The 26,692-nt window shown below is 63.2% G+C and carries 13 protein-coding genes; 6 read left to right on the top strand and 7 right to left on the bottom strand.

Annotated features, from left to right (window positions below; genetic code table 11):
- The coding region (locus ACW9I6_RS16955) for a condensation domain-containing protein (protein WP_457339574.1) at positions 1–2,275 on the bottom strand (2,275 nt) is incomplete at its 3' end.
- Positions 2,276–2,277: 2 nt separating this feature from the next.
- Entirely contained in the window at positions 2,278–14,646 is a 12,369-nt protein-coding gene (locus ACW9I6_RS16950) for a non-ribosomal peptide synthase/polyketide synthase (protein WP_457339573.1), read from the bottom strand.
- A gap of 208 nt (positions 14,647–14,854) precedes the next feature.
- Here ACW9I6_RS16950 and ACW9I6_RS16945 point away from each other — a divergent pair, with 208 nt between their 5' ends.
- Positions 14,855–15,106 (top strand): type II toxin-antitoxin system HicA family toxin, encoded by a 252-nt coding sequence (locus ACW9I6_RS16945; protein WP_063028501.1) that lies wholly within the window; start codon positions 14,855–14,857, stop codon positions 15,104–15,106.
- A complete protein-coding gene (locus ACW9I6_RS16940) occupies positions 15,103–15,459 on the top strand; it encodes a type II toxin-antitoxin system HicB family antitoxin (RefSeq protein WP_003208166.1) in 357 nt (118 codons plus the stop codon). The genes ACW9I6_RS16945 and ACW9I6_RS16940 overlap by 4 nt, the downstream gene beginning before the upstream one ends.
- Here the strand turns inward: ACW9I6_RS16940 and ACW9I6_RS16935 are convergent, their stop codons facing one another.
- The gene (locus ACW9I6_RS16935; protein ID WP_102369571.1) at positions 15,460–16,632 is read right to left on the bottom strand and encodes an MFS transporter; all 1,173 of its coding nucleotides are present in this window, start codon (positions 16,630–16,632) and stop codon (positions 15,460–15,462) included.
- A 134-nt stretch (positions 16,633–16,766) separates the two neighbouring features.
- Between ACW9I6_RS16935 and ACW9I6_RS16930 the strand changes: the two genes are divergently transcribed.
- Positions 16,767–17,351 carry a TetR/AcrR family transcriptional regulator gene (locus ACW9I6_RS16930; RefSeq protein ID WP_457339572.1) on the top strand — a complete coding sequence of 195 codons (585 nt, stop codon included), beginning with the start codon at positions 16,767–16,769 and terminating at the stop codon, positions 17,349–17,351.
- Between the two features lie 297 nt (positions 17,352–17,648).
- Here ACW9I6_RS16930 and ACW9I6_RS16925 read toward each other — a convergent pair whose 3' ends face one another.
- From ACW9I6_RS16925 to ACW9I6_RS16910, 4 genes are all read right to left on the bottom strand, one after another.
- Positions 17,649–19,160, bottom strand: a complete 1,512-nt coding sequence (locus ACW9I6_RS16925; protein WP_457339571.1) for an MDR family MFS transporter — start codon at positions 19,158–19,160, stop codon at positions 17,649–17,651.
- Complete coding sequence (locus ACW9I6_RS16920) at positions 19,150–20,280, bottom strand: HlyD family secretion protein (protein ID WP_457339570.1); 1,131 nt, start codon at positions 20,278–20,280, stop codon at positions 19,150–19,152. Before ACW9I6_RS16920 ends, ACW9I6_RS16925 begins: the two co-directional genes overlap by 11 nt.
- Positions 20,277–21,725, bottom strand: a complete 1,449-nt coding sequence (locus ACW9I6_RS16915) for an efflux transporter outer membrane subunit (RefSeq protein ID WP_457339569.1) — start codon at positions 21,723–21,725, stop codon at positions 20,277–20,279. Before ACW9I6_RS16915 ends, ACW9I6_RS16920 begins: the two co-directional genes overlap by 4 nt.
- Before the next feature lie 114 nt (positions 21,726–21,839).
- Positions 21,840–22,583: an AraC family transcriptional regulator gene (locus ACW9I6_RS16910; protein WP_003208174.1), complete on the bottom strand. Its 744-nt coding sequence runs from the start codon at positions 22,581–22,583 to the stop codon at positions 21,840–21,842.
- A 161-nt stretch (positions 22,584–22,744) separates the two neighbouring features.
- Between ACW9I6_RS16910 and ACW9I6_RS16905 the strand changes: the two genes are divergently transcribed.
- The 3 genes from ACW9I6_RS16905 (at position 22,745) to ACW9I6_RS16895 (ending at position 25,962) form a co-directional block, all read left to right on the top strand.
- A complete protein-coding gene (locus ACW9I6_RS16905; RefSeq protein WP_003208175.1) occupies positions 22,745–23,545 on the top strand; it encodes a glucose 1-dehydrogenase in 801 nt (266 codons plus the stop codon).
- Positions 23,538–25,364: a glycoside hydrolase family 15 protein gene (locus tag ACW9I6_RS16900; RefSeq protein ID WP_008434531.1), complete on the top strand. Its 1,827-nt coding sequence runs from the start codon at positions 23,538–23,540 to the stop codon at positions 25,362–25,364. The genes ACW9I6_RS16905 and ACW9I6_RS16900 overlap by 8 nt, the downstream gene beginning before the upstream one ends.
- Positions 25,365–25,500: 136 nt before the next feature.
- Positions 25,501–25,962, top strand: coding sequence for a cysteine hydrolase family protein (locus ACW9I6_RS16895; protein WP_008434533.1), 462 nt, complete (start codon positions 25,501–25,503; stop codon positions 25,960–25,962).
- Positions 25,963–26,692: the final 730 nt, after the last annotated feature.

Here is a 26,692-nt window from a genome sequence, read left to right as displayed (position 1 = left end):
CGGTACAAGCCACGTGCATCAACTGCTTGAACGCCGACGGCGTCTGGTTGAGCACTGTGACGCCCGCGTCGCACAACAGGTCGAGGAATTCCTGGGGCGAGCGGCTGACGTCGTACGGCACGATCAGCAGCTCGCCACCGTGCAGCAGTGCGCCGAAAATTTCCCAGACCGAGAAGTCGAAAGCATAGGAATGAAACAGGCTCCAGACGTCCTGCGGGCCGAAACCGAACCACGGTTCAGTGGCCGCGAACAGACGCAGGATGTTGTGGTGCGCAAGCAAGGTGCCTTTGGGGTTGCCGGTGGAACCGGAGGTGTAGATCACGTAGGCGAGGTTCGAAGGATCCGCGACGACTTGCGGATCGTTGTCGGCAAAGGCGCTGACGTCGGTATCCAGCAGCAGGGTTTTCACGCCGTCAGGCACCGGTAATTGACCGGTCAGCGACGCCTGGGCCAGCAGCAGCTGGATGCCGCTGTCTTGCATCATGTAGGCCAGGCGGTCCTGCGGGTAGGTTGGGTCGAGCGGCACATAGGCGCCGCCGGCCTTGAGGATCGCCAGCAGCCCGACGATCATCTCGATACCCCGCTCCGCGGCCAGGCCCACCAGCACGTCCGGCCCCACGCCGTGAGCGATCAACTGATGCGCACGGCGGTTGGCCTGGGCATTCAGTTCGGCGTAGGTCAGGGTCTGGCCGTTGCAACGCAGGGCCACGGCGTCAGGCCGTTGACGGGCCTGCTCGGCGATCAGTTGATGGGCGCAGGTGTCGCTTGGGAAGCTGCGCGGGCCGGGGTTCCACTGGGCGATGTTGTGCTGTTGCTCGGTCGCGTCCAGCAGCGGCAATTCCCCGATGCGCCGTTGCGGATCGGCGACGATGCCTTGCAGCAAGTTCAGCCAGTGAGCGGCCAGGCGTTCGATGGTGCCAGTGTCGAATAAATCAGTGGAATAGGTGAATGTGGCGGCCAATGCGCCCTGGGTCTCGTGCGTGCCAAGGGTCAGATCGAATTGCGCCGTGTGCGAGCTCCAATCCAGGCTCTCGACATGCAAGCCTGGCAGTTGCAACGCTTGGGCGGCATCGCCGCTCTGGTGATTGAACATCACCTGGAACAACGGACTGTGGCTCATGTGTCGGTCCGGTGCGAGGGCTTGCACCAATTGCTCGAACGGCAAATCCTGGTGAGCCTGGGCGCCCAGCGAAGCCTGCTTGACCTGCGCCAGCAATTGATCGAAAGGCATTGCCCCCTGAATCCGCGCATCCAGCACCTGGGTATTGACGAAGAAACCAATCAGGCCTTCGGTTTCAAGACGGTTGCGGTTGGCCACCGGCACACCCACGCGGATGTCCGACTGGCCGCTGTAACGGTGCAGCAATACCTGGAATGAGGCGAGCAACAGCATGAACAAGGTGCAGCCTTCGCGCTGGGCCACGCGCTTGAGGCGTTCGGTCAGCCCGGCATCGATGGCGAGGTCCAGCCGCGCACCGCGGTAACTCTGCACCGCCGGACGGGCGCGGTCAGCAGGCAAAGGCAGCACTTCACCGCCATCACCCAGGCGTTCGGTCCAGTAACCCAATTGCCGCGCAAGCTCGCCGGCTTCCATCCATTTGCGCTGCCAGATCGCATAGTCGGCGTATTGAATCGGCAGCGCCTGCAGGTCCGGCGCCTGGCCGGTGCTGTGGGCAGCATAGAGTTTGACCAGGTCGTGAACCATGATCTGCGCCGATGCGCCGTCACAAATGATGTGGTGCTGGGTGAGCACCAGCACGTGGTCGTCCGGTGCCAGTTGCAACAGCTTGACCCGCAACAGCGGGCCCTGCTGCAAGTCGAACAGCGCAGTGATTTCAGTGTCAATCAACGCCTTGAGCGCTGCGGCGTCCGGCACCGCTTCCAGCACCACCGTCGTGACCGGCAGGCTCAGGCATGCGTGCGCAACCTGCAGCGGCCCTTCCGGCCCGTCGACAAACACCGTACGCAGCACCTCATGGCGCTCCAGCAATGCATCGAAGCTGCGCTGCAACGCCGGCACGTCCAGTGCACCGCGCAACCGCAGCGCCGTCGGCACATGGTAGGCCGCGCTGTGAGGGTCCAATTGCCAGAGGAACCACTGGCGCTCCTGGGCGTAGGACAGGCCGATATGCTCGAACTCATCACGCATCGCCGGAATCGGCAACGCGGCAAAACTCATGTTTTTGCTGTGCAGCTTTTGCAGGAACGCTTGCCGTTGGGCGAGCGGCAAACGGATGAATCGCTGAACCAGAGACAGGTTATCGAGCTGAGTCATTTTCAAAGGGTCTCCAGGTCTGCCAGGAAATCATGCATCTCACTCAAGTCTTCGCTGGAGTGAGGTGTCAGGTGCACCGCCAGTTGCGCGGCGTACTCCGACAGCGATTGGGTTCGAAATAAAAGGTCCAGGGGCACGGCTGCGCCTTGCTCCATTTGCAGGCGGGCTGTCGCTTGGGTCGCCAGCAAGGAATGCCCGCCCAATTCAAAGAAGTTGTCGTCGCGCCCTACCCGCGCAAGCTTGAGCACCTCTTGCCAGATCAGTGCGACGCTCTGCTCAAGCGCCCCTTGCGGCGCCACATAGGCCCGCAGCAACTGATTGGCGTCGGGCAGCGGCAAGGCTTTGCGGTCCAGCTTGCCGTTGGGCGTCAGCGGGAAGCGCTCAAGCAGCATCCAGTGCGCCGGAATCATGTAGTCCGGCAGGTCGCAGGCGAGCCGCGCCTTCAGCTCGTCGCGCAGCGCCACCAACGACTGCGCCTCGGCCGCCTCAGTACCGGCCGCAATCAGGTAGGCCACCAACTGCGTGCCACCCGGCCCTTGCTGAGGCACCACCACCGCCTCGCGGATCGCGTCCTGCGCCAACAGGCACGCTTCGATCTCTCCCAACTCGATGCGAAAGCCACGAATTTTCACCTGGTGGTCTGCCCGGCCGATGTACTCGATCACACCGTCGACGCGATGTCGCGCAAGGTCACCGGTGCGGTACAGCCGTGTGCCATTGCCAAATGGATCCGGCAGGAAGCGTTCGGCGGTGAGCGCCGGCCGCTCGTGGTACCCGCGCGCCAGGCCATCACCGCCAATCAGCAATTCACCGATCAACCCGACAGGGTTCGGCGCGAAGTGCTCGCCGACGATGTACAGCGAGGTGTTGGCAATCGGCCGGCCGAGGTAAGGCAAGCGCTTGTCTGTGGTCAGTGGATAAGCCGCCGACCAGATCGTGGTTTCGGTGGGCCCATAGAGGTTCCAGACCGGGCCTGCGACCGCCAGCAAGCGCTCGGCCAGGTCCTCGGCCAATGCCTCGCCGCCACACAGGCATGTGCGTCCGGCAAGACGCTCGGCCATGGGATGCTCAAGCAACATGCGCCACGTCGACGGCGTGGCCTGCACGATACCGACCTGCTGCTGTTCGATAATCCCCAGCAATGCTTCAGGGTCGTGGGCGCTCTGTTTGTCCACCAGCACCACGGCCGCACCGCTGAACAGCGCGCCGTACAGTTCCAGGCCGAAAATATCGAACGAGAAGGTGGTCAGCGACAGCAGGCGGTCACTTGCCTCGATGCCTGGTTCGCGGGCCATGCTGGCAACGAAATTCACCAGGGCACCATGGCGTACCATCACACCCTTGGGCTTGCCGGTAGAGCCCGAGGTATAAATGGCGTAGCACAGGTTATCGCCGTCCACCGACACCTGCGGATTGGCCGCCTGTTCAGGGCTGACCGATTCATCCATTGCACTCGCCAAGACGGTGTGCACCCCTGCCGGAATCGGCAACTGGCGCAGCAACGATGCCTGGGTCAGAAGCAACTGCAACCCACTGTCTTCAATCATGTGGGCCAGGCGATCCACCGGATAGTGCGGATCGAGCGGCACGTAGGCGCCACCGGCCTTGAGGATCGCCAGCAGCCCGACGATCATGTCCACCCCACGCTCAAGGGCGATACCCACCGGTTGGTCAGCGCCGACACCGAGTTCAATCAAACGATGCGCCAGGCGATTGGCCTGGGTATTGAGTTGAGCGTAGGTCAGCGCCTGATCAGCAAACAGCAGCGCCGTGGCATCCGGCGTCTGCCGTGCCCGCGCCTCAAACAGACGATGAATGCAGTGCTCGCCCGGGTAGACGCTTGCGGTGGCGTTCCAGTCCTGCAATTGCTGGCGGGTTTCACTCGGGTCCAACAGCGTGAGGTCACCCAGTGGGCGTGCGGCATCGCTGCTCATTTGCAGCAGAAGACGCTTGAGGTGCACGCCGATCTGCTCCACCGACACAGGTGTGAAGCTCGCACATTGATAGCTGAACTGCACGGTCAGCTCGGCGCCCAGGCCCACCAGCAGGGTCAGCGGGTAGTTGGTTTGCTCCAGATTGCCCACGGCACCAAAGCGCAGACCCTGAGGCGAACCTTTCTCCAGGGCTTCTGAAATCGGATAGTTCTCAAACACCAGGATGTTGTCGAACAGCGCTTCACCACCCTGCCCCGCCCAGCGCTGGATATCGAACAACGCGGTGTGCTCGAAGTCCCGCAACGCCAGGTTCTGCGCCTGGACGCTGTGCAGCCAATCCCCCAGGCTCTGCTCGGAGCGCGGGCTGGCAATGACCGGCAAGGTGTTGATGAACAGGCCAATCTGTTGCTCGACGCCTGCCAGGTCCGCCGGGCGCCCCGACACGGTTGCGCCGAAGGCGACGCAGGACTTTGCGCTGTAACGCTGTAACAGCAACAGCCACGCAGCCTGGACCACAGTGTTGACGGTGACTTTCGCCTCTCGGGCAAAGTCGCCCAGACGGCGCGTTTGCTGCTCATCGAGGTGCAGGTGGTGGTGAGCGTAAAGGTGGGTGGCGATGCCCTGCGCCGGACGGGCAAACATCTGCGCCAGGCGAATCGGTTCATCCAGGGCGTGCAACTGCCCCTTCCAGAACGCTTCGCCGAGCGATGCGTCCTGCCGCTTCAGCCACGCGATGTAATCACGATACCGGCCAACGGGTCGTGCCACGGTTTCTGCGCTGTAGTGCTGTAACACTTCGCCGAGCAACTGCGCGCTGCTCCAGCCATCCATCAGGATGTGATGGTTGGTGTAGATCAGGTGATGACGATCAGTTGCCGTGCGTACCAGTACCAGGCGCATCAAGGGCGCGCAGTTCAGGTCCAGGCCTTGGGCGCGCTCTTCATCGGCAAGGGTTTGCAGTGCCGCATCCCGATCGGCGTGACCGCTCCAGTCGAGCACACGGAACGGCACCTGCACTTGACGCTGTACCACCTGCACCGGTTGTTCAAGATTGCCTTGCCAGATGAACCCGGTACGCAGGATGTCATGGGCATCCACCACGGCTTGCCAGGCCGCGCGGAAGCGTTGCGGATCGACGCCATCGATATCCAGGCGCATCTGGTTGATGTAATCGCCATTCCCCTGCTCGAGCAAGGTGTGGAACAGCATGCCCTGCTGCATCGGTGACAACGGGTAGATGTCGTCGATGCCTTGAGGTTCGAGCACCAGCGCATCGAGTTGGGCCTGAGACAGTTGCGCCAACGGGAAATCCGACGGCGTCACTCCCCGGTTGGCGTTGTCGCAGCAATGGCCGATCAGCGCCGTCAGTTCTTGCACATAGTCGTCGGCCAGGCGCTGGATGGTCGCGGCATCGAACATCGCGCCGCTGTAGGTCCAGCTCAGGTCCAGTTCACCACCGAAGACTTTGCTGTTGAGCGCCAGCGGGTTGCCGAGCGGCCCCAGCAGGTTGACTTCTTCACCGCCGGATTCGCCGGTCGGCACAAACAGGGCGTCGTCGGCGGTATCGAAGCTGGCGTCGAACTGACCGAGATAGTTGAAGGTCAGGCACGGTAGCGGCAAGGCTTGCAGAGACTCCCGAGTCTGTTCATCGCCCAGGTGCGCCAGTGCGCCGAAGCCGATGCCCCTATGCGGAATTGCCCGCAGCTGCTCCTTGATCTGCTTGAGCGACCCAGCGAGATCCGCAACCGGCGACAGCCGCGCCGGGAACACGCTGGTGAACCAGCCCACGGTACGGGTCAGGTCGATGTGCTCGAACACGTCTTCGCGACCGTGCCCCTCAAGCAACACCAACGCATTGTCGTCACCGGTCCAGCGCGTTATCACCCGCGCCAGCGCGGTCAGCAATACGTCGTTGACCTGGGTGCGATACGCCGCCGGCGCATCCTGCAACAGCTGGCGGGTCAGGGCCCGGTCCAGTTTGCTACGAAAGGTCAGGGCCTGATCATGTTGCTGCCCGCCGTTCGGACGGTCATATGGCAAGGCTGGCGAAGCGCCCTGCAACTGTTGTTGCCAGAAACCCAGCTCGGCCTGCAGCGCAGGGGTTGTGGCGTAGCCCTGCAATGCCGCCGCCCAGGCCTTGACCGCACTGGTCCTGGCCGGCAACTGCACACCTGCGCCTGAAAGGATTTGCCGGTAGGCGTTCTGCAGATCCTCGAACAGAATCCGCCACGACACGCCATCGACCACCAGGTGATGGATAATCAGCAACAGCCGTTGAGTGCCGTCCGCCAGGTTCGCCAGCACCGCGCGTATCAGCGAGCCACCGTTCAATTGCAGGCTGCGCTGGGCTTCGTCACCCAGTGCCTCAAGGGCTGCGAGGTCCGCGACCTCCACTGGCCACAGAAGCGTTTGATCCGTGTGCGCCGCGACGTCACGGTAGTGTGCCGACCAGCCGTCAGCCCGTTCGACGAAATCCAGGCGCAAGCTGTCGTGATGCGCCACCAAAGCCTCCAGCGCCTGCTCCAGTGCGTGTGCATCCAGTGCCTGCGCCGGCTTGAGCATCACCGACTGGTTCCAGTGGTGACGATCGGGTATTTCCTGAGCGAAGAATTGCTGATGAATCGGCAACAGCACCGTGGTGCCGGTTGCCGGTCGCTGATCGATCGACGGCAGCGTCTCACCGGTCTGTGCGACCACGGCCAGCGCCTGGATGCTCTGGTGCTGGAACAGGTCTTTGGGGCTGAAGCGAATCCCCGCCTGCCGCGCACGGCTGACCACCTGGATCGAAATGATCGAATCGCCACCCAGTTCGAAGAAGTTGTCGCTGATGCCCACCTGCCCAAGCTTGAGCACGTCTTGCCAGATCGTCGCCAGTTGCTGCTCCAGCGCGTTGCGCGGAGCGACGTAGGCTTGTTGCAGTTGACTGACATCCGGTTTGGGCAGGTTCTTGCGATCCAGCTTGCCGTTCGGTGTCAGCGGCATGCGTTCCAGAGACAAGACATACGCCGGCACCATATGCGCCGGCAATGAAGCCTGGAGCTGCGCACGCAGGTCTTCGCTGAAACCGGCACGGGTTGAATCGCCGACCACGTAAGCCACCAGGCGCTTGCCGCTGCCGGCGCTGCCTTCCTGGGCCACGACCACCGCTTCGCGCACACCCTGAAGGGCTTGCAGCGCCGCTTCGACCTCACCCAGCTCGATGCGGAAGCCGCGAATCTTCACCTGATTGTCGATACGATCCAGATAGTCGAACGTGCCGTCGGCGCGCTGGCGCACCAGGTCGCCTGTGCGGTAAAGCAGGCCGCCAGTGGCGCTGAACGGGTCAGCGACAAAACGCTCGGCGGTCAGCCCCGGTCGGTTGAGGTACCCACGGGCCAGGCCGGTGCCCCCCAGATACAGCTCACCGGCCATGCCTTGGGGCAACAGGTTCAGGTCGGTGTCGAGCACATAGGCGCTGCGGTCACCGATGCGGCTGCCGATCGGCGCGTAGGCAGCACCGCACGGCACCTCGCGACCGGCCTTCCAGATCAGCGGGGTGACCACGGTTTCGGTCGGGCCGTAGCCGTTGATGATGTAGTCCGGATCGAGCGCACGCTTGACCCGCTCGAAACTGGCGTTCGGCACCGCGTCACCGCCAAAGCAATAGATGCGCACCTTCGGTGGATTGCCGACGCGCTCGGCATGTTCGGCCAGTTGTTGCAGGTACACCGGCGGGAACGCGACCACGGTCACGCCGTGTTCGATCATGGCGTTGTAGGTCTGCTCCGGCGTCCACAGCGTGTCGTCGCGAATCAGCAGCGAAGCCCCGTGAGTCAGGCTGGTCAGCCAGCGCTCGTGGGCACCGTCGAAGGCGAACGACATGAAGTGGAACTCACAGTCGCTGTCGCGCATTTCATAGCGCTGGCCGATGGCCTGGCAATGCATGGCCAATGGACCGTGGGCAACGCTGACGCCTTTCGGATTGCCAGTGGAGCCGGAGGTGTAGATCACATACGCAAGGTTGTGCGGGTCGAGCTGCACCGAGGGTGCCTTGATCGACTGCTCACGCAGATCAAGACGGTCCAGCTCCAGCAAGGGTACCGATTCGGCAACCGGCAGCTGCGCCGACACCGACGAATCGCTGATCAGCAGCGCCAGCCCCGAATCCTCGATCAGGTAGGCCAGGCGCTCGCGCGGGTAGAGGGTGTCCAGCGGCACATAAGCGCCGCCGGCCTTGAGCACCGCCAGCAACGCCACAATTACCGACTCGCTGCGCGGCAACGCCACACCCACACGGGTTTCAGCGCCAACGCCGCGGGCGATCAGCGCGTGGGCCAGTTGGTTGGCGCGCTGGTCGATTTCACCGTAGCTGAACTGCCGATCGTTGAAAATCACCGCTGTGCGTTGCGGGCGCTCGGCCGCCAGGGTGGCAATGCGCTGATGCACGCCGATGTCCACCGGGTACGGCTGTGGATGGTTCTGCGCTTGCTGGCGGGCCTGTTCGTCGCGGCTTGCCAGGGCGATTTCACCCAGGTTGCGTTCTGCCGACTCGGCAAACTGCTCAAGCAGTTGCAGCAAATGCGCACTGATGCCTTCGACCACCTCGCTCGCGAATTGGCCGCGGTCGAAGCTGTAATGCAACGCCAGCTGCCGGCCGAGGGTCACCGCCACGCTCAGCGCGTAGTGCGTCTGTTCCAGGTTACCCACATCGCCGAACACCAGACCCTGCCCGGCCTGGCTCAGCGCCTGGGCTACCGGATAGTTTTCGAACACCAGGATATTGTCGAACAGCGCTTCACCGCCCTGCCCGGCCCAACGTTGGATGTCCGCCAGCGGCGTGTGTTCGAAGTCACGCAGGCTGAGATTCTGCGCCTGCACCGTTTGCAACCATTGGCCGACGCTTTGATCGGGACGCGGTGCGCCGATCACCGGGAGGGTGTTGATGAACAGGCCGACCTGTTGCTCGATGCCGGGCAAGTCTGCCGGACGTCCAGCCACGGTCGCGCCGAACGCCACCGCTTCGTGCCCGGTATAGCGTTGCAGCAACAGCAGCCACGCGGCTTGCACGAGGGTGTTGACGGTGATTTTCTGCTGGCGGGCAAACGCTTCCAGCGCCTGGGTGCGTTGCTCGTCCAGCGTCAGGTAATGATCGCCGTGACCGCGATGGCGCTCGCCAGCGGTGGCCGCGCGGGCCAGCCGGGTCGGCGCTTGCAGCGCGGCCAGTTGTTCGCTCCAGAAGTCCTGGCTCAACTGGGCGTCCTGACGTTGCAGCCAGGCGATGTAGTCGCGATAGCGGCCGCCGGCATTCGCCGGTGTGCGGCCGCTATAGCGCTGCAATACTTCGCCGAGCAACTGCGAGTTGCTCCAGCCGTCCATCAGGATGTGGTGATGGGTGTAAATCAGGTGCCATTGGTCACTGCCGGTCTGCACCAGTACCAGGCGCAGCAGGGGCGCACAGGCCAGGTCAAACCCTTGCGCTCGCTCGGCATCGGCCATCGCCGCGAGGGCCGCCGGCTGATCGTCGCGGGCCCGCCAATCCAGGGTGGCGAACGGCAGTTGCACCTGCTTGTGCACGATCTGCAGCGGTTGCGCCAGCTCGCCCTGCCAGACGAAACCGCTGCGCAGGATGTCTTGCGCATCGACGGTGGCCTGCCAAGCGGCGCGGAAACGCTCGGGATCCAGGCCCTGCACGTCGACGCGCAACTGGTTGATGTACTCACCCGCCGCCTGTTCGTACAGGGTATGGAACAGCAACCCTTGCTGCATGGGCGACAGCGGATAGAGATCGTCGAGCTGGCCGGCCGGCACCGGCAGCGCATCCAGTTGCGCCTGGGTCACCCGCGCCAGCGGGAAGTCCGATGGCGTGGCTTGCGCGGCCGGCAAGGTGCAGCAGTGTTCGATCAGTGCATGCAGCTCGCTGGCATAGCGGTCCACCAGTTGCTGCACGGTCGCGCTGTCGAACATCTCGCGGCTGAAGCCCCAGCTCATCGACAGTTCGCCGCCATAGACCTGGCCTTCAACCGTCAGCCAGTTGGCCAATGGTGCCGCCAGGTCCTGTGCCACACCGCTGGTTTCGGCAGACGGCACAAACAAGGCCGCGTCGTCGAACTGACGGTCGAACTGGCCCAGGTAGTTGAAGGTGATCCGCGGTGGCGCCAGTGCCGCCAGCTCGGCACGCACTGCCGGGGCCGCCAGATGACGCAGCACGCCATAACCCAGGCCTTTGTCCGGCACCGCGCGCAGTTGCTCCTTGATCGACTTGATCGAACCGTCGAGGTCATCGCGGGCGGTGAGGTTGACGGCGAACAGGCTGGTGAACCAACCCACGGTGCGACTCAGGTCGATGTCATCGAACAGGTCTTCGCGGCCATGGCCTTCAAGCTCGATCAGCGTGCCTGCCTGACCGCTCCAGCGACTGATGGTGCGGGCCAACGCGGTGAGCAGCAGGTCATTGACCTGCGTGCGGTACGCGGCGGGCGCCTGTTGCAGCAACTGACGGGTCCGTGCGGCGTCGAGTCGCCACTCGATTTTTTCACCCTGCGCATTTTGCAGGCTGGCGTCAGGTCGGTCGCACGGCAGATCCTTCGCATCCTGATGCTGGGTTTTCCAGTACATCAGTTGTTCATCGAAGCGCTGCGCTTGCTGTTTGAGCCGCGCAGTCCAGTCCTGGAATGCACTGGTTTTCGGCGGCAGCTCAATGCCGCCGCCTGCCGCCAATTGTTCGTAAGCCTGCTGCAGATCTTCCAGTAATACGCGCCAGGACACACCGTCGACCACCAGGTGGTGAACGATCAGCGCCAGGCGCTGGCTGCCATCGGCCAGCGTGACCAGCAAGGCTCGCAACAGCGGGCCGTTTTGCAGGTCAAGGCTGCGCTGCGCCTCGTTGCACAAGGTATTCAGGTGTTCCGCCGACTCGGCATCGCGTAGCCACAGATCAGCGCTGGCCACTGGAGCATCGTGTTTTTGCTGCCAGTCCTCGGCGCTTTCGGTAAAACGCAGGCGCAAGGCATCGTGGTGATTGATGATGTGCGTCAGCGCTGTATCGAGCCACTGCGCATTCAAGGCCTCACGGGGAGTCAGCAGCAGCGATTGGTTCCAGTGTTCGCGCACCGGCATCCCGCGGCTGAAGAAATGCTGCTGGATCGGCCCGAGCACGGCATCACCGCTCACCGGCCCCTGATCCACCGCCGAGCGTTTATCGAGGGTGGCGACCAGTGCCAGGCTGCGCACGGTCTGGTACTGGAACAGGTCACGCGGGCTGACGCGGATGCCGGCCTGCCGCGCACGGCTGACCACCTGGATGGAGATGATCGAATCGCCGCCCAGCTCGAAGAAGTTGTCTTCCAGGCCGACGCGCTCAAGACCGAGCACATCCTCCCAGATCGCCGCCAGGGCTTTTTGCAATGCATCCTGTGGCGCCACAAACGCCTGCTGCGGCGCAGCTTCCGGCAACGGCAAGGCTTTGCGGTCGAGCTTGCCGTTGGCGGTCACCGGCAATTTCACCAGCGGCATCAGGTGGGTGGGCACCATGTATTCCGGCAGGCTGTTCAACAGCCACGCCTTGAGCTCCGGTTGCCACGGCGTGGCAGGCTCGCCTCCCTCCAGCACCAGGTAAGCAACCAACTGTTTGCCCCCCTGCACCAGCACCACGGCCTCGCGCACCAGCGGGTGTTGCATCAGGCGGGTCTCGATTTCACCCAGCTCGATACGCAGGCCGCGCAGCTTGACCTGATGATCGAGGCGGCCGAGGTATTCGATCACACCGTCGGCGCGCTGGCGCACCCGGTCGCCGGTCCGGTACAGCCGCGCACCGTCATTGAACGGGCACGGCACAAAACGCTCGGCGGTCAACGCCGGGCGCCGGTGGTAACTGCGGGCCAGCCCGGTGCCACCGAGGTAAAGCTCACCGCTGACACCTGCCGGCACAAGGTTGAGTTGCGCGTCGAGGATGTAGGTTCCCAGATTGGCAATGGGACGGCCGATGGGCACGCTGTCGGCACCTTCGTCGATGCAGGTCCAATAGGTGACGTCGATGGCCGCTTCAGTCGGGCCGTAGAGGTTGTACAACCCGGCGCCCGGAAGCTTGGCGAACACCTGCAACTGCGCATCCAGCGCCAGCGCCTCGCCACTGCATACGATGCGCTTGAGGCTGGCGCAGGCCTGCACGCCCGGCTCGTGGATAAATGCCTGCAGCATCGACGGTACGAAGTGCAGCGTGGTGATAGCGTGCTCGCCAATGGTCTCGATCAGGCGAGCCGGCTCGCGATGCTCGCCGGGTGCTGCGACCACCAGCCGTGCGCCGCTCATCAACGGCCAGAAGAACTCCCACACCGACACGTCAAAGCTGAACGGGGTTTTCTGCAACACTGCGTCGCTGGCTTCCAGGCCATAAGCCTGCTGCATCCAGCACAGGCGGTTGACCAACGCACGATGGCTGTTGCCTGCGCCCTTGGGCTTGCCGGTGGAGCCGGAGGTGTAGATCACATAGGCGAGGTTCAGCGCGTGCACGTTGACGGCCAGAGGCTCGCGGCCGTAATCGTCGAGCCAGCCTTGTGCCTGGTCGAGTGCGATGACGTTGATGCCGTCGACCGGCAAGGTCGACAGCAGGCTCTGCTGGCTGAGCAGCAGCCCGATGCCGCTGTCTTCGATCATGTAAGCCAGGCGTTCGCGGGGGTATTCAGGGTCCAGCGGGACGTAGGCGCCGCCGGCCTTGAGAATCGCCAGCAGGCCGACCACCATTTCGATGGAGCGCTCGATGCAGATCCCCACCAGTACGTCCGGGCCAACACCCTGCTCGCGCAGGGCATGGGCCAACTGGTTGGCGCGCGCGTCGAGCTGCGCGTAGGTCAACTGCGTCGCGCCGAACACCAGGGCAACGGCGTGCGGAGTGCGTTGTACCTGGTCTTCGATCAGGTGGTGGATGCCACGTTCGGTCGGGTACGTTTCGGCCGTCTGGTTCCAGTCATGCACCAGCACGTGCTGCTCTGCGGCGGCGAGCATCGGCAGTTCACCGATGCGCTGGCTGCCATCGGCGACCATCGCCTGCAACAGGCTGAGCCAGTGCCGGGCCATGCGCTCGATGGTGGCGGCGTCGAACAGGTCATTGGCATAGGTCAGCGCGGCGTGCAGGGTGCCGGACTTCTCGTAGGTGTCCAGGCTCAGGTCAAACTGGGTGGTACGGCCTTGCCATTGCACCAGGGACAGTTCAAGCCCGGAGGCGGTGTTGACCGCGGCGATGTCCGCCACTTGCGGCTGATGGTTGTACATCACCTGGAACAGCGGCGTGTGGCTCAGGCTGCGCTCGACTTTCAAGGCTTCTACCAGGCGTTCGAACGGCAATTCCTGATGGGCCTGGGCGCCCAGTGCGTGTTCCTTGATGCCTTGCAGCAACTCGTCGACGCGGGTTTGCCCGGTCAGTTCGGTGCGCAACACCTGGGTATTGACGAAGAAACCGATCAGCCCTTCGACTTCGCTGCGGTTGCGGTTGGCAATCGGAACGCCAACCCGAATGTCGCCCTGCCCGGTGTAGCGATGCAGCAGCACGTTGAACGCGCCGAGCAGCAACATGAACAAGGTCACATTGTGTTTTTGCGCGCAACTGCGCAACTGCGCAGCCAGCGCCGGATCAATCGCAAAGTCATGCCGGGTGCCCTGGTAGCTGGGCATCGCCGGGCGTGGATGGTCGATGGGCAGTTCCAGTACCGGGTGCTCATCTCCCAGGCGTGCCTGCCAGTATTCCAGCTGACGAGCCTGCTCGCCGGCCTCCAGCCAGCGGCGCTGCCACAGGGCGTAGTCGCTGTACTGGATCGGCAGGGCCGGCAGTTGCGGCGGCTCGTTGCGCTCATGGGCGTCGTAGCAGCGAATGAACTCGTCGATCAGCACGTTCATCGACCAGCCGTCGGACACGATGTGGTGCAAGGTCAGCAGCAGCACGTGTTCCTGCTCGGCCAGCTTGAGCAATTGCACCCGCAGCAGCGGGCCGTTGGCCAGGTCGAAGGGCAACAGCGACTGACGGGTAGCGGCCTGCATCACCGCCTGCTCACGCTCGGCGGGTGCCAGGGCGCTGAAGTCCAACTGTTCGACAACCAGCGGCGACTGCGCGGCCACTTGCAACAGACGATCATCCGCCTGGCGCTGGAACACCGTGCGCAACGTCTCATGGCGGGCCACCAGGCTGGCGAACGCCTGCTCGATCGCCGGCAGGCTCAAGGCGCCCTTGAGCCGTACCGCGCCGGGCAGGTTATAGGCGCCACTGGCCGGGTCCAGTTGCCACAGAAACCACATCCGCTGCTGCGCATAGGACAGCGCCTGCCGGTCCTCGGCCTCCACCCCTGCCGGGATCGGAAACCGGGAAAAATCCACCCCTTCCTTGTGTAGCGCCTGGAGGAACATCTGGCGTTTTTCCAGGGGCAACCCGATAAACCGGCGAGCAAGTTTCAAGGAGTCTTCAGCGTTCATTTCTTGGGATCCGGGGCAATAGGCAGGAAGCACAAAGGCACGTCGTCCCTATAAAACGAATCCGGAAGGGAAAAATTAGCGGGGATTGGGGGCGCAGACCACGGTGTCATCAAGGGTTACATCAAACACCGAGAGGCTGGGCGCAGCTGTCCTATCATTGACGCAACCCATCAATTGCAACTACATTTAGTTGCAGGCGAGAATCGCCGTGTCGAAAAATGAAAAGCTGCTGGCCAAACTGCTCAATGAGCAATCGGCCTTTACCTGGCCCGAACTCGTCACGCTGCTGCGGCGCCTGGGATACACGCAAATCGAAGGGGCGGGTAGCCGGGTCAGGTTCGACATAGGCGACCCCAGTGCAATGATCACCCTGCACAAGCCTCACCCCGGCAACGAACTGAAACACTACATTCGGCGCCAGATCATCGAACAATTGAAATCAGGAGAACTGATTCAGTGAACAACCAGCTGAAACACAAAGGCTACATCGGCTCCATCGAAGCCAGCATCGAAGACAACTGCCTGTTCGGAAAGCTGCTTTTCATCAAGGCCCTGGTCAGCTACGAGGGCAAAACCGTCGCCGAACTGGACGCCGCCTTTTGCACCGCCGTGGACGACTACATCGAGACCTGCCAGGCCCTTGGGCAAGCACCGGAAAAGCCCTGCAAGGGTTCGTTCAACGTCCGTGTCGGCCATGACCTCCACCTGGCCGCCGCCCTCGCCGCGACCCGGCAAAAAGTCACGTTGAACGATCTCACGCGCCAGGCGCTGAACGAATTCCTGCAACATCGCGGCGCACTGGTGACCGGGTAATCACCCCAGCCGCCGATACCCCAGCACCGCCGCCCCAAGCACCACCGCACCCGCCGCCAGCGCCACCCAGAACCCGCTGGGTGCGCCGAAGCGGTCGATCATCCAGCCGGAGCTGGCAGCACCAATGGCCACGCCGATGCTCAGGCCGGTGATCAGCCAGGTCATGCCTTCGGTCAAGCGGCTGGGCGGAACGATTTGTTCCACCAGGGCCATGGACACGATCAGGGTCGGGGCGAAGAACAGGCCGGAGATGAAGATCGCGGCCGCCAACCCCGGAATATTCGTCACCAGCAACAACGGCAACGTGGTCACGGCGGTGGCCACGCCGCAGTACAAGAACTGGCGCGGCAGCGGTGCTTTCAACTTGAGCGCACCGAACGCCAGCCCGGCCAGACACGAACCGATGGCGTATACCGACAATACAATGCTCGCCGCGGCGGGCTGGCCCTGATGCTGGGCGAACGCGACACTGACCACATCCACCACCCCAACGATGATGCCCATGGCCATCAACAGCACCATCAGGATCAACACCGAGGGCGAGGCGATCAGCCAACGGCCGTGCTCGGCGTGATGTTCATGCACCGGTGGCTCGGTCTGGCGTTGCAGCACAAAGGCGGTCACGCCCACTGCCAGAAACAGCGCGGCAATCAACGGCCCCGCTTCGGGGAACAGCAGCACGCACAGACCCACCGAGACCGGCGGGCCAATGATGAACACCACCTCGTCGAGCACCGACTCCAGGGCAAACGCCGTTTGCAATTTGGGCTGGCCGCGATACAGCTCGGTCCAGCGCGCCCGCACCATGGCCGACATGTTGGGCATGCAGCCGGCCAGGGCGGCAAAGACGAACAGCGTCCACGTTGGCGCCTGCACCCGGGTGCAGAGCAACAGCAGCAACAGCGCGCCGCCGCCGATGGACGCGGCCACCGGCAACACCCGGCCCTGGCCATAACGGTCCACCAACCGTGAGACCTGGGGCGCGCAAAACGCGGTGGCCAGGGCGAAGGTAGCGGTCACCGCACCGGCCAAACCGTAACCGCCGTGCACTTGCGACAGCATGGTGATCAAGCCGATCCCGGTCATGGAGATCGGCATGCGGGCCAGCATGCCCGCCAATACAAAAGCCCTGGAACCTGGCGCCTGGAACAGCTCGGCGTAGGGGTTTGCCATGGTGTGTAACCTCTTCCTGAGCGCCCTGAAACTTGCTATTCGAGGTTTTCGGGGCAAAATACATACGGTGCGTATGTGACAAATCATGCGTAACATACGCGTCGTATGTCAATCACCTATTGTGAGCCTTACCCATGAGCCGAGCCCGTGCAGACATGATCGAAGACACCCGCGCCCGCCTGATCGCCAGCGCCCGCCAGGCCTTCGCCACACAAGGCTACGCCCAGACGTCGATGGACGATTTCACCGCTCGCGCCGGCCTGACCCGGGGTGCGTTGTACCATCATTTTGGCGACAAGAAAGGCTTGCTCGCGGCAGTGGTTGCGCAGCTCGACGGTGAAATGGACGCGAGCCTGCAGCGTATCTCGGAGCAGGCGGTTGATCCTTGGGAAGGGTTTTGCGAGCGCTGCCGGATTTATTTGCGCATGGCTCAGGATCCCGAGGTCCAGCGCATTGTGCTGCAAGATGCGCCGGCGGTGCTGGGTGCCACCGACCAGCAGCAATGCGTGGACTCGCTGCGCCAGCTGCTCGATGACTTGATGCAAGCGGGCCTCATCGAGCAGGCGTGCAGTCAGGCGCTAGCGAGGCTGATCAATGGCAGCCTGGTAAGCGCATCGCTGTGGATCGCCCAGGATGAACACCCGGGCGAGCGGCTGGAAGAAGCCTTGCAAGGTCTGGAGTTGTTGTTGCACGGGTTGAAGCCTAATACCGTTCGCTGAACGAGTGCGGTCGGGGTTTTCAGGATCAGATGGGGTACATATCCGTTATTCAGGTAACTCTGCTTTTCTGTGGGAGCTGGCTTGCCTGCGATGCAGACAACTCGGTACATCAGGCACACCCAGTTGATGCCATCGCAGGCAAGCCAGCTCCCACATTGAACCGTGCCCGCTTTTGATTTTGCTGTTGCTCTTCAACACTCAAGCCGGCCGGTAGGCCGCTGTGCTCTTGATCTGCTTTTGATCTTGATCTTGGGCGCCCCGTTATTGCGCTCACTTGAATCACCCACAGCACTGCCCCTAGATACGCCGCAACATCAACGCCGCCACCCCACACGCCGCCAACGCCACGCACGCCAGAAAGAACGCATCACTGTAAGCCATCAAAAACGCCTGATGACGAACACTCTGGTCCAGCAGGTTCAGCACCACCTGATGTTCCGGCAATTGATCCTGCAGCACCCCGCCACCGGGAAGCTGCTGTTGCAAGGTCGGGTCAAACAGCGTCACCGACTCGCCAATACGCGCCGAATGCACCCGCTCGCGCACCACCACCAATTGCGCCAGCAGCGCCGTGCCAACCGCGCCCCCCAGGTTGCGCAGCATCGAGAACACCGCCGACGCCGACCCCGCCTGCGCCTTGGCCAGCCCATGCACCGCAAGCACCGACAACGCCACCATGATCAGCGGCTGGCCCATGCCGCGCACCACGATCGAGGGCACGATCACATTGCTGGCGCTGTCCGCCGACAAGTGCGCACCCATCCAGCAGCCCAAAGCCATGATCGCGAACCCCGAAGCCACCAGCATTTTGGCGCTGACCCACTTCATCAGGCGCGGCAAAAACGGCGCCATGATCAGTTGCACCAGACCATACGCGATCAGGCTCACGCCAATTTCGCTGGCGTTGTAGTGCTGCAATTGCGACAGGTAGTTGGGCACCAGGAACACCAGGCCATAGGTACTGGCGCCGAAGATAAACATCGCCACGCTGGCCACCCCAAAGTTGTAGTGGCCCAACAGTCGCAGGTTGATAAAGGCGTGCGCGCCCCATAATTGCCGGGCAACGAAGCCGATCAGGCCCACCACCGCCAGCAGTGTCATCCACACGATAAAGGGCGAGCCGAACCAGTCCTTGCGCCCGCCCTCCTCCAGCACGATCTGCAACGCACCCAGGCCCAGCACCATGCAGCCGATACCCAGCCAGTCGCCCTGGCGCAGCAGGCGCAGCTGCATCGGCTGGCGGTCAATGGACCAGGCCACCGCCGCCAGCAACGCGATCCCCGGGAACAGTTGCAGGTAGAAGATCCAGCGCCAGGAATACGCATCGGTCAGCCAGCCGCCAATCGACGGCCCGGCGGCCTGGGCGACACTGTTGGCCAGGCTGAACAAGGCCATGCCCAGCGGGATCTTGCTGGGCGGCAGCTCGGTGATGATCAGTTGGAATGACAAGGGAATCAGCACCGCCCCGGCCGCGCCCTGCACCACCCGGATCAGGATCATCACTTGCAGGTTGGGCGACAGCGAACACGCCACCGAGGCCACCAGGAATATCCCCGAGCCCCACAGCATCACCCGGCGCAGGGAAAACACCTGCACCAGCCACGCGGTGAGGGGAATCATGATGATCTCCGCCACCAGGTAAGCGGTGGAAATCCACGAACCCTCCTCAAACGTCGCGCCCAGCGCACCTTCGATTTCCGGCAGTGCGGCGCTGGTGACGTGCACGTTCATCCCGGCCATGAAGCAGCCGAACAGCCCGCCGATCACCGCGACCCAGGCGCGAAACGGCACACGCCCTTCAGCCTCCATGGACGTGCTCCTGGCTGGCGGCAGGGCGGGTGTCAACCGTGGCAATCACCGACATGCCCGGCAGTACCCGCGACTCACCGGGTTCCAGGCGAATCTTTACCGGAAACCGCTGGACGATCTTGGTGAAGTTGCCGGTGGCGTTGTCCGGCGGCAACAGCGCGAACACGGCACCGGAGCCGGGGGCGATGCTTTCCACTTTGCCGTGCCAATGTGCGCCGGCAAAACTGTCCACCGCGATTTCCACCGACTGCCCCGGCGCCATGTGCTGCAACTGGGTTTCCTTGTAGTTGGCAATCACATAGGCCTGCTCCACCGGCACCACAGCCAACAGCGGCAGGCCGGGCATCACGTATTGCTGGCGCCGGACCTTGCGCTGGCCCACCACGCCGTCAAAAGGCGCGCGGATCTCGGTGTCCTTCAACGCATTGCGGGCCAGCGCGAGGTTGGCCTGGGCCTCGCCGATGCGTGCCTGATGCTCGACGATTTGCGCCTGCGCCTGTTGCCGGCGTGCCTGCAAGACCTGCTGCTGCGCCTGCTGCCGCGCGACCTGGGCGCTGGCCTGGGCCAGGGCCGCCTGGGCCTTGGCCTGGCTGGCGCTGACGGTTTCCAGGTGCTGGGCGCTGGCCACCTGTTGCGCGACCAATTCACGATAACGCTGGTAATCGAGCCGCGCGCGCCGGGCTTCGGCCTTGCCACTGCTCAGTTCCGCCCGGGCCTGGGCGATGCGTTGCTGTTGCTCGCCCATTTGCGCGTCGAGGGTTTGCACCGATGCCTGCTGTGCGCTCGCTGCTGCTTGCGCCTGTTGCAGTTGCGCCTGGGCGCTGTTCAGACGCTCGGTGAAATCCCGGTCGTCGATACGCACCAGTACATCGCCGGCCTTGACCGGCTGGTTGTCTTCCACCAGTACCTGGGCCACATACCCGGCAATCCGTGGGCTGATGGCGACCCAATCGGCGCGTACATAGGCATCATCGGTTTCTTCAAGAAAACGCCCCCATTGCCACCAGTACCCGGCAAAGGTTGCCAGCCCCACCAGCGTCGCGAGGGAAGCCGTGGTCACCAGGGCGCGACGATGACGTTGCATAACGGTCAGGCGAATGGGTTCAACAGCCTGGTTCATGGTTTGGCTCCATTGACAGCGACAGATAAGGGGGCGGTTGGATCGTCACGCTGCCAGCCGCCACCGAGGGCCTGGAACAGGTCGATCTGGCGGTTGATCAAGCGCAGGTCGGACTCGGCCACGCGGGCTTCAAGGCCCACCAGGCTGCGTTCGCTGTCCAGCAGTTGCAGGGCATCCAGCGCGCCGGAATGGTAGCCGCGGGAGGTCAGGTCGAAGGCGCGGCGGTTGTTGTCCAGGGCGGCGGCCAGGGCCTGCCCACGCTGCTGTTCGCCCTGGTACAGGGCCATGGCCTGCTCCACCTGCTTCAGTGCGTTGAGCACCGTACCGTCAAACCGTGCCAGGGCCTGGCGCGCTTCGGCCTGGCTCTGCCTGACCCGCGCCTGGGCGACCTGCCGGTTGGGAAAGCGCCAGGACACCAGCGGCCCGACGGAATACACCGTGGCGTAGCGGTCCCCGAGTTTGCCCAGGCTGCTGGCGGACGAACCGAGCATCGCGCCGAAGGTGATCCGCGGGTAAAGCTCGGCGCGGGACAGGCCCACCGTCAAGGTGGCTGCGCGCAATTGCCCTTCGGCGCGGCGGATGTCCGGCCGCCGTTGCAGCAGTGCCCAACCCTCGCCCACCGGCAAAGGCGCCTGCAACTGCGGGGCCTGGGTACAGCTGCGTGGCGTGACCTGCTCCGGCGGCAACCCGCTGAGCACGGCCAACTCATACAGCGCGCTGCTGCGCCGGGCCGTGAACATCGGCAACGGTGCCCGGGTTTCTTCCAGCAACCCTTGCAGGCGCGCCAGGTCGAGTTGCGTGGCCGCGCCGGCCTTTTGCAGCTTCTGCGTGACCGCGACGCTCTGCTCCAACAACTGCACCGAGTGCGCCTGCACCTGTTCGCGCACACCATAGACGCAGGCCTGGGCATAGGCGCGGGCCGTCTGCGCGGCCACCGTCACCCGCAGCTCATCCTCCAGCGCCCGCGCCACCTGGGCATCCGCCCGTGCCGCAGCGATGCGATAACGCACCTCGCCCCACAAATCGAGGGTGTAGCTCAGGGAAAACTCAGGCGTGTGGCTCCATTCGGCACCGGCATGACGGTTAGTCGCCTGGGCCAGCGTCTGGTCATCGCGGCTGCGACCGTAGGCCAGGCCATAGTCCAGGGAAGTCGACGGCAGGCGCTCGCCGTCTGCCTGTTCCAGCTGCGCCAGCAACGCATCGACATGGGCGGCGGCGGCTTCGAGGTCTTTGTTCTGGTGCAGGGCCCGCGCCACCAGGGCGTCCAGTTGCGGGTCGCGGTACAGCTGCCACCAACGGGCGGGCAACGCCTCGGCCGACTCGGCGGAGAGCCGCGGTGCAGGCTGCGCCGTGACGGTCGACGGTTGACCGGGCACACCAGTGCACCCGGCCAGCACACTCAACAGGGCGATGGGCATCCATGGGTGAAAAGAAGGGCTGTGCATCACAAGGCTCGCTCAAGAAGGAGCCTTGCAGATTAGGCAGATGGCCTGTCCGATTCGCCCGCGTCAGGGCCATGTATCGTCGCTAAACGGACAATAGCGTTACCTGACGCAACACTAAACTCCGGGCCGAAAATGACTTGGCGGATAACCCAGCGACTTGCGAAACATCGCGCTGAACGCACTCGGGCTCTGGTAACCATGCTCCAGCGCCACCTCCAGGATCGACACGCCCTGGGCCAGCAACTTCAAGCTCAGGGCCAACCGCGCACGCTTGCGCCATTCACCGAAACTCATGCCCAACTCCCGCTGGAACACCCGGCTCAGGGTGCGGGCGCTCATGTTCAGGCTGTCGGCCCAGGATTCCAGGCTGCTGTCGTCAGAAGGGTTGCGGATGAAATGCGTGCACAGCCTGGCCAGCCGTGCTTCGCCGGGCACCGGCACGTGCATCGCCACCACCGGCGCGGCGAGCAGTTCCATGCGGATCAACTCGATCATGGCCTGCAGACGCGGGCTGTGGTGCCCGGCAATCTGCGTGGCGGCGACGATCAGCTCCCGCAGCAATGCCGACACTTCAATCACCTGGCAGGTGCGCCCCAGCCCCGGCTCGGCCTCGGGCATCAGGAACAGCGTGCGCATATGCACCTCGCCGGCCATGCGGATCTCGTGCGGGGTGCCGGCCGGCACCCACAACGCATGCCCGGACGGCACCAGCCAACTGCCCTGGGCGGTGCTGACCACCATCACCCCGGACACGCCGTGGATCAATTGCGCCTGGGCGTGGCAATGGGGATGCACCACGTCATCGTTGCGGTAGTTGTCGGCGTAGGCTTCAAGCCACGGGCGGGGTGGGCTGTTCATCGGCTGAGGTCTCGCATCAATCAAGCGTCGATTCTAGCGAAAAGTCCTGTGGCAAAAACGATAGATATAGACAGCCATCGTCGCATTCCAGACAGCCGGTGAACTTGTAGGCCGCCCCGCCAGTCAGCTAGTTGGGCACTCTGAAAAAGGTTGGGTGGGCAATGCGCATTTCGTTGGAGCAACAAGTGGCGCTGGTGACTGGCGCCAGTTCCGGAATCGGCGCGGGGGCCGCCAAGGCCCTGGCCGAGGCCGGAGCCGCCGTGGTACTGAACTACAACGCCCAGGCGGCGCCCGCTGAAGCACTGGCGGCGCAGATCAACGCCAACGGCGGCCGGGCCATTGCGATTGGCGCCGACGTGTCGAAAGAGGCCGATGTGGAGCGCCTGTTTGCCCAGACCCTTGATGCCTTCGGGCACCTGGACATCCTGGTGGCCAACTCGGGCATGCAGAAAGACGCCGCTGCCGTGGACATGACCCTCGACGACTGGAACACCGTGATCGGCGTCAACCTCACCGGCCAGTTCCTCTGCGCCCGCGCCGCGTTGCGCATCTTCAACCGCCAGGGCATCCGCGAAGGTGTTTCCCGGGCTGCCGGGAAGATTATCCACATGAGTTCGGTGCACCAGGTGATTCCCTGGGCCGGGCACGTGAACTACGCCGCGTCCAAGGGCGGCGTGGAAATGCTGATGCGCACCCTGGCCCAGGAAGTCAGCCAGCAGCGCATCCGCATCAACGGCGTTGCGCCGGGAGCGATCCGCACGGCCATCAACCGCGCCGCCACCGAAGGCGCGGCCGAAGTGGAACTGCTCAAGTTGATTCCCTATGGCCGCGTGGGTGACGTCGAAGACGTGGCCAACGCGGTGGTGTGGCTGGCCAGTGATGCCTCCGACTACGTGGTGGGCAGCACCCTGTTCATTGATGGCGGCATGAGCCTTTATCCGGAGTTTCGTGGCAATGGTTGATCTGAAAAACGAACCACAAAGTGCCATTGATGCCCACGGCATCATCGGCGACATGCGCAGTGCAGCGCTGGTGAACGACAAAGGCAGCATCGATTTTTTCTGCTGGCCGGAGTTCGACAGCCCCTCCATCTTTTGCTCATTGCTGGACTCCCCCGCCGCCGGCATCTTCCAGCTCACGCCGGACCTGCCCGACGCCCGCCGCGAGCAGATCTACCTGCCCGACACCAACGTGCTGCAAACCCGCTGGTTGAGTAATGACGCGGTGGTGGAAATTACCGATTTCTTGACCGTCAGTGAAGAAGTTGACGACCTGCCGATCCTGATTCGGCGGGTGCGGGTGGTCAGCGGCAAAGCGAGCATCCATATGCGCTGCGCAGTGCGTCATGACTACGCCCGCGCCCAGACCCGGGCCACTCAAGATGACGGCGACGTGTTGTTTGAGGCCGCAGACCAACCCGGCCTGCGCCTGACCAGCAGCCACACCCTGCAGTTGGATGGCGACGCTGCCGTAGCATCCTTTGAACTCGGCCAGGAAGAAGGCGCCGAGTTTGTCCTCGGCGGGCTGGACGATGCCCGAGTCAAAAACGACTGCACCGACCTGTGCCTGGAGCGCACCCTGAAGTTCTGGCGCGGCTGGATTTCCCAATCCAACTACCGTGGGCGCTGGCGCGAGATGGTCAATCGTTCGGCCCTGGCCTTGAAGCTTTTGACCTCGCGCAAACACGGTGCAATCCTCGCTGCCGCCACCTTCGGCCTGCCGGAAACACCCGGCGGCGAGCGCAACTGGGACTACCGCTACACCTGGATCCGCGACGCCTCGTTCACCGTCTACGCGTTCATGCGCCTGGGGTTTATCGAGGAAGCCAACGGCTACATGCGCTGGTTGAAAGGCCGGGTGGGTGACTGCTGCGATCAGCCGATGAAAATCAACATCCTGTACGGCATCGACGGCCGCCAGGAACTGCCGGAAACCGAGCTGAGCCACCTCAGCGGCCACGGCGGCGCGCAACCGGTGCGCATCGGCAACGAGGCGTACGACCAGGTGCAACTGGATATCTACGGCGAGTTGATGGACGCGGTATACCTGGTCAACAAATACGGTGAGGCCATCTCCCACGAGGGCTGGAAACACACGGTGGAAGTAGCCGACCAGGTCTGCGAAACCTGGAACCACAAAGACGTCGGCATCTGGGAAATGCGCGGTGAGCAGCATCACTTCCTGCACTCAAGGCTGATGTGCTGGGTGGCCCTGGACCGGGCGATTCGACTGGCGTCCAAGCGCTCGCTGCCGGCGCCGTTTGCCCGTTGGGACCAGACCCGCCAGGCGATTTACGCCGATATCTGGAGCAACTTCTGGAACGAAGAACGCGGCCACTTCGTGCAGCATATCGGCAGCACGGCGCTGGATGGTTCGATGCTGTTGATGCCACTGGTGCGCTTCGTTGCGGCGACCGACCCGCGCTGGTTGTCGACACTGGAGGCGATCCAGAAAAGTCTGGTGCGCGATGGGATGGTTTATCGCTACCGCAACGACGACAGCCAGATTGATGGGCTACAAGGCACCGAGGGCGCGTTTGCAGCGTGCTCGTTCTGGTACGTGGAATGCCTGGCCCGGGCCGGGCAAGTGGAGAAGGCGCATCTGGAGTTTGAACAGTTGCTGCGCTATGCCAACCCGCTGGGGTTGTATGCCGAAGAATTTGATAACCAGGCACGGCATTTGGGCAATACACCGCAGGCGTTGAGCCATTTGGCGCTGATCAGCGCGGCAACGTTCCTGGACCGAAAGTTGAGTGGGGTGAAGACGGTTTGGCAGCCTTGAGCCCGAGCACAATCTGAAGGCAATTGAGTAACCTTGTGGGAGCTGGCTTGCCTGCTCCCACATGACCGCGCCAGACTTGGAGACGAGGTGTACCCGGTGCACAATGCGTGGTCCTTCGATCTATACCAGGATGCCAATGCGCCAAGTCCTACTGATCATCGATGTACAACCCTCCTTCGCCCCGCCCGACTGGCTGGTAATCGGCATCAACGCCTTGCTGGGTCGCATGCCGTCAGTGGCCACCGTAGAGCGCCACGACGAAAACATAACCCCCTTCGCTCGCCAGCTCGGCTGGCAACCGGCGCCCGACGACGACAGCCTGATCGCCGCTGACCATATCTTCATCAAACACGGCTATGCGCCCACGCCCGAGACCATCAGCCACCTGAAAAGCCTCGCGCCGGACCGAGTGCTGGTGTGTGGCATCCAGACTGATACCTGTGTGCTGGCGGCCGGGTTTGCGTTGTTTGACGCGGGCTTGCAGCCAACGCTGATCAGCGATTTGACTGTGGGTTCATCGCTGGATCGCTCGGGGAAACTGGGCGCGGATTTGTGGCGACATCACTTTAAACACGTCATCACCCACGCAGAGATTTAAGTCAGCCCCTCACTGTGGCGAGGGAGCTTGCTCCCGCTGGGTCGCGAAGCGGCCCCAAAAAGCTCAACGCCATCTAACTCAAAGAACACAGTCAACAAAACCTGGGGCTGCTGCGCAGCCCAACGGGAGCAAGCTCCCTCGCCACAGGTTGTTTGGCAAAAAACACAAGATTATCGGTCCCACCATTTACGACACCGCTAAATATTCAAGGAAGGAATATGACCGCAATACCTGTGGCGAGGGAGCTTGCTCCCGCTGGGGCGCGAAGCGGCCCCAAAAAGCTCAACGCCATCTAACTCAAAGAACACATTCAACAAAACCTGGGGCTGCTGCGCAGCCCAACGGGAGCAAGCACCCTCGCCACAGGTTGTTTGGCAAAAAACACAAGATCTGTGTAGATCGGTCGCACCGTTTACGACACCGCTAAATATTCAAGGAAGGCATATGATCGCAATACCTGTGGCGAGGGAGCTTGCTCCCGCTGGGGCGCGAAGCGGCCCCAAAAAGCTCAACGCCATCTAACTCAAAGAACACATTCAACAAAACCTGGGGCTGCTGCGCAGCCCAACGGGAGCAAGCACCCTCGCCACAGGTTGTTTGGCAAAAAACACAAGATCTGTGTAGATCGGTCGCACCGTTTACGACACCGCTAAATATTCAAGGAAGGCATATGATCGCAATACCTGTGGCGAGGGAGCTTGCTCCCGCTGGGGCGCGAAGCGGCCCCAAA

The organism is Pseudomonas sp. SDO5522_S412 (genome assembly GCF_054071215.1).
The sequence above is the reverse complement of the archived record's forward strand: the minus strand, read 5'-3'. Positions and strand labels throughout refer to the sequence as shown.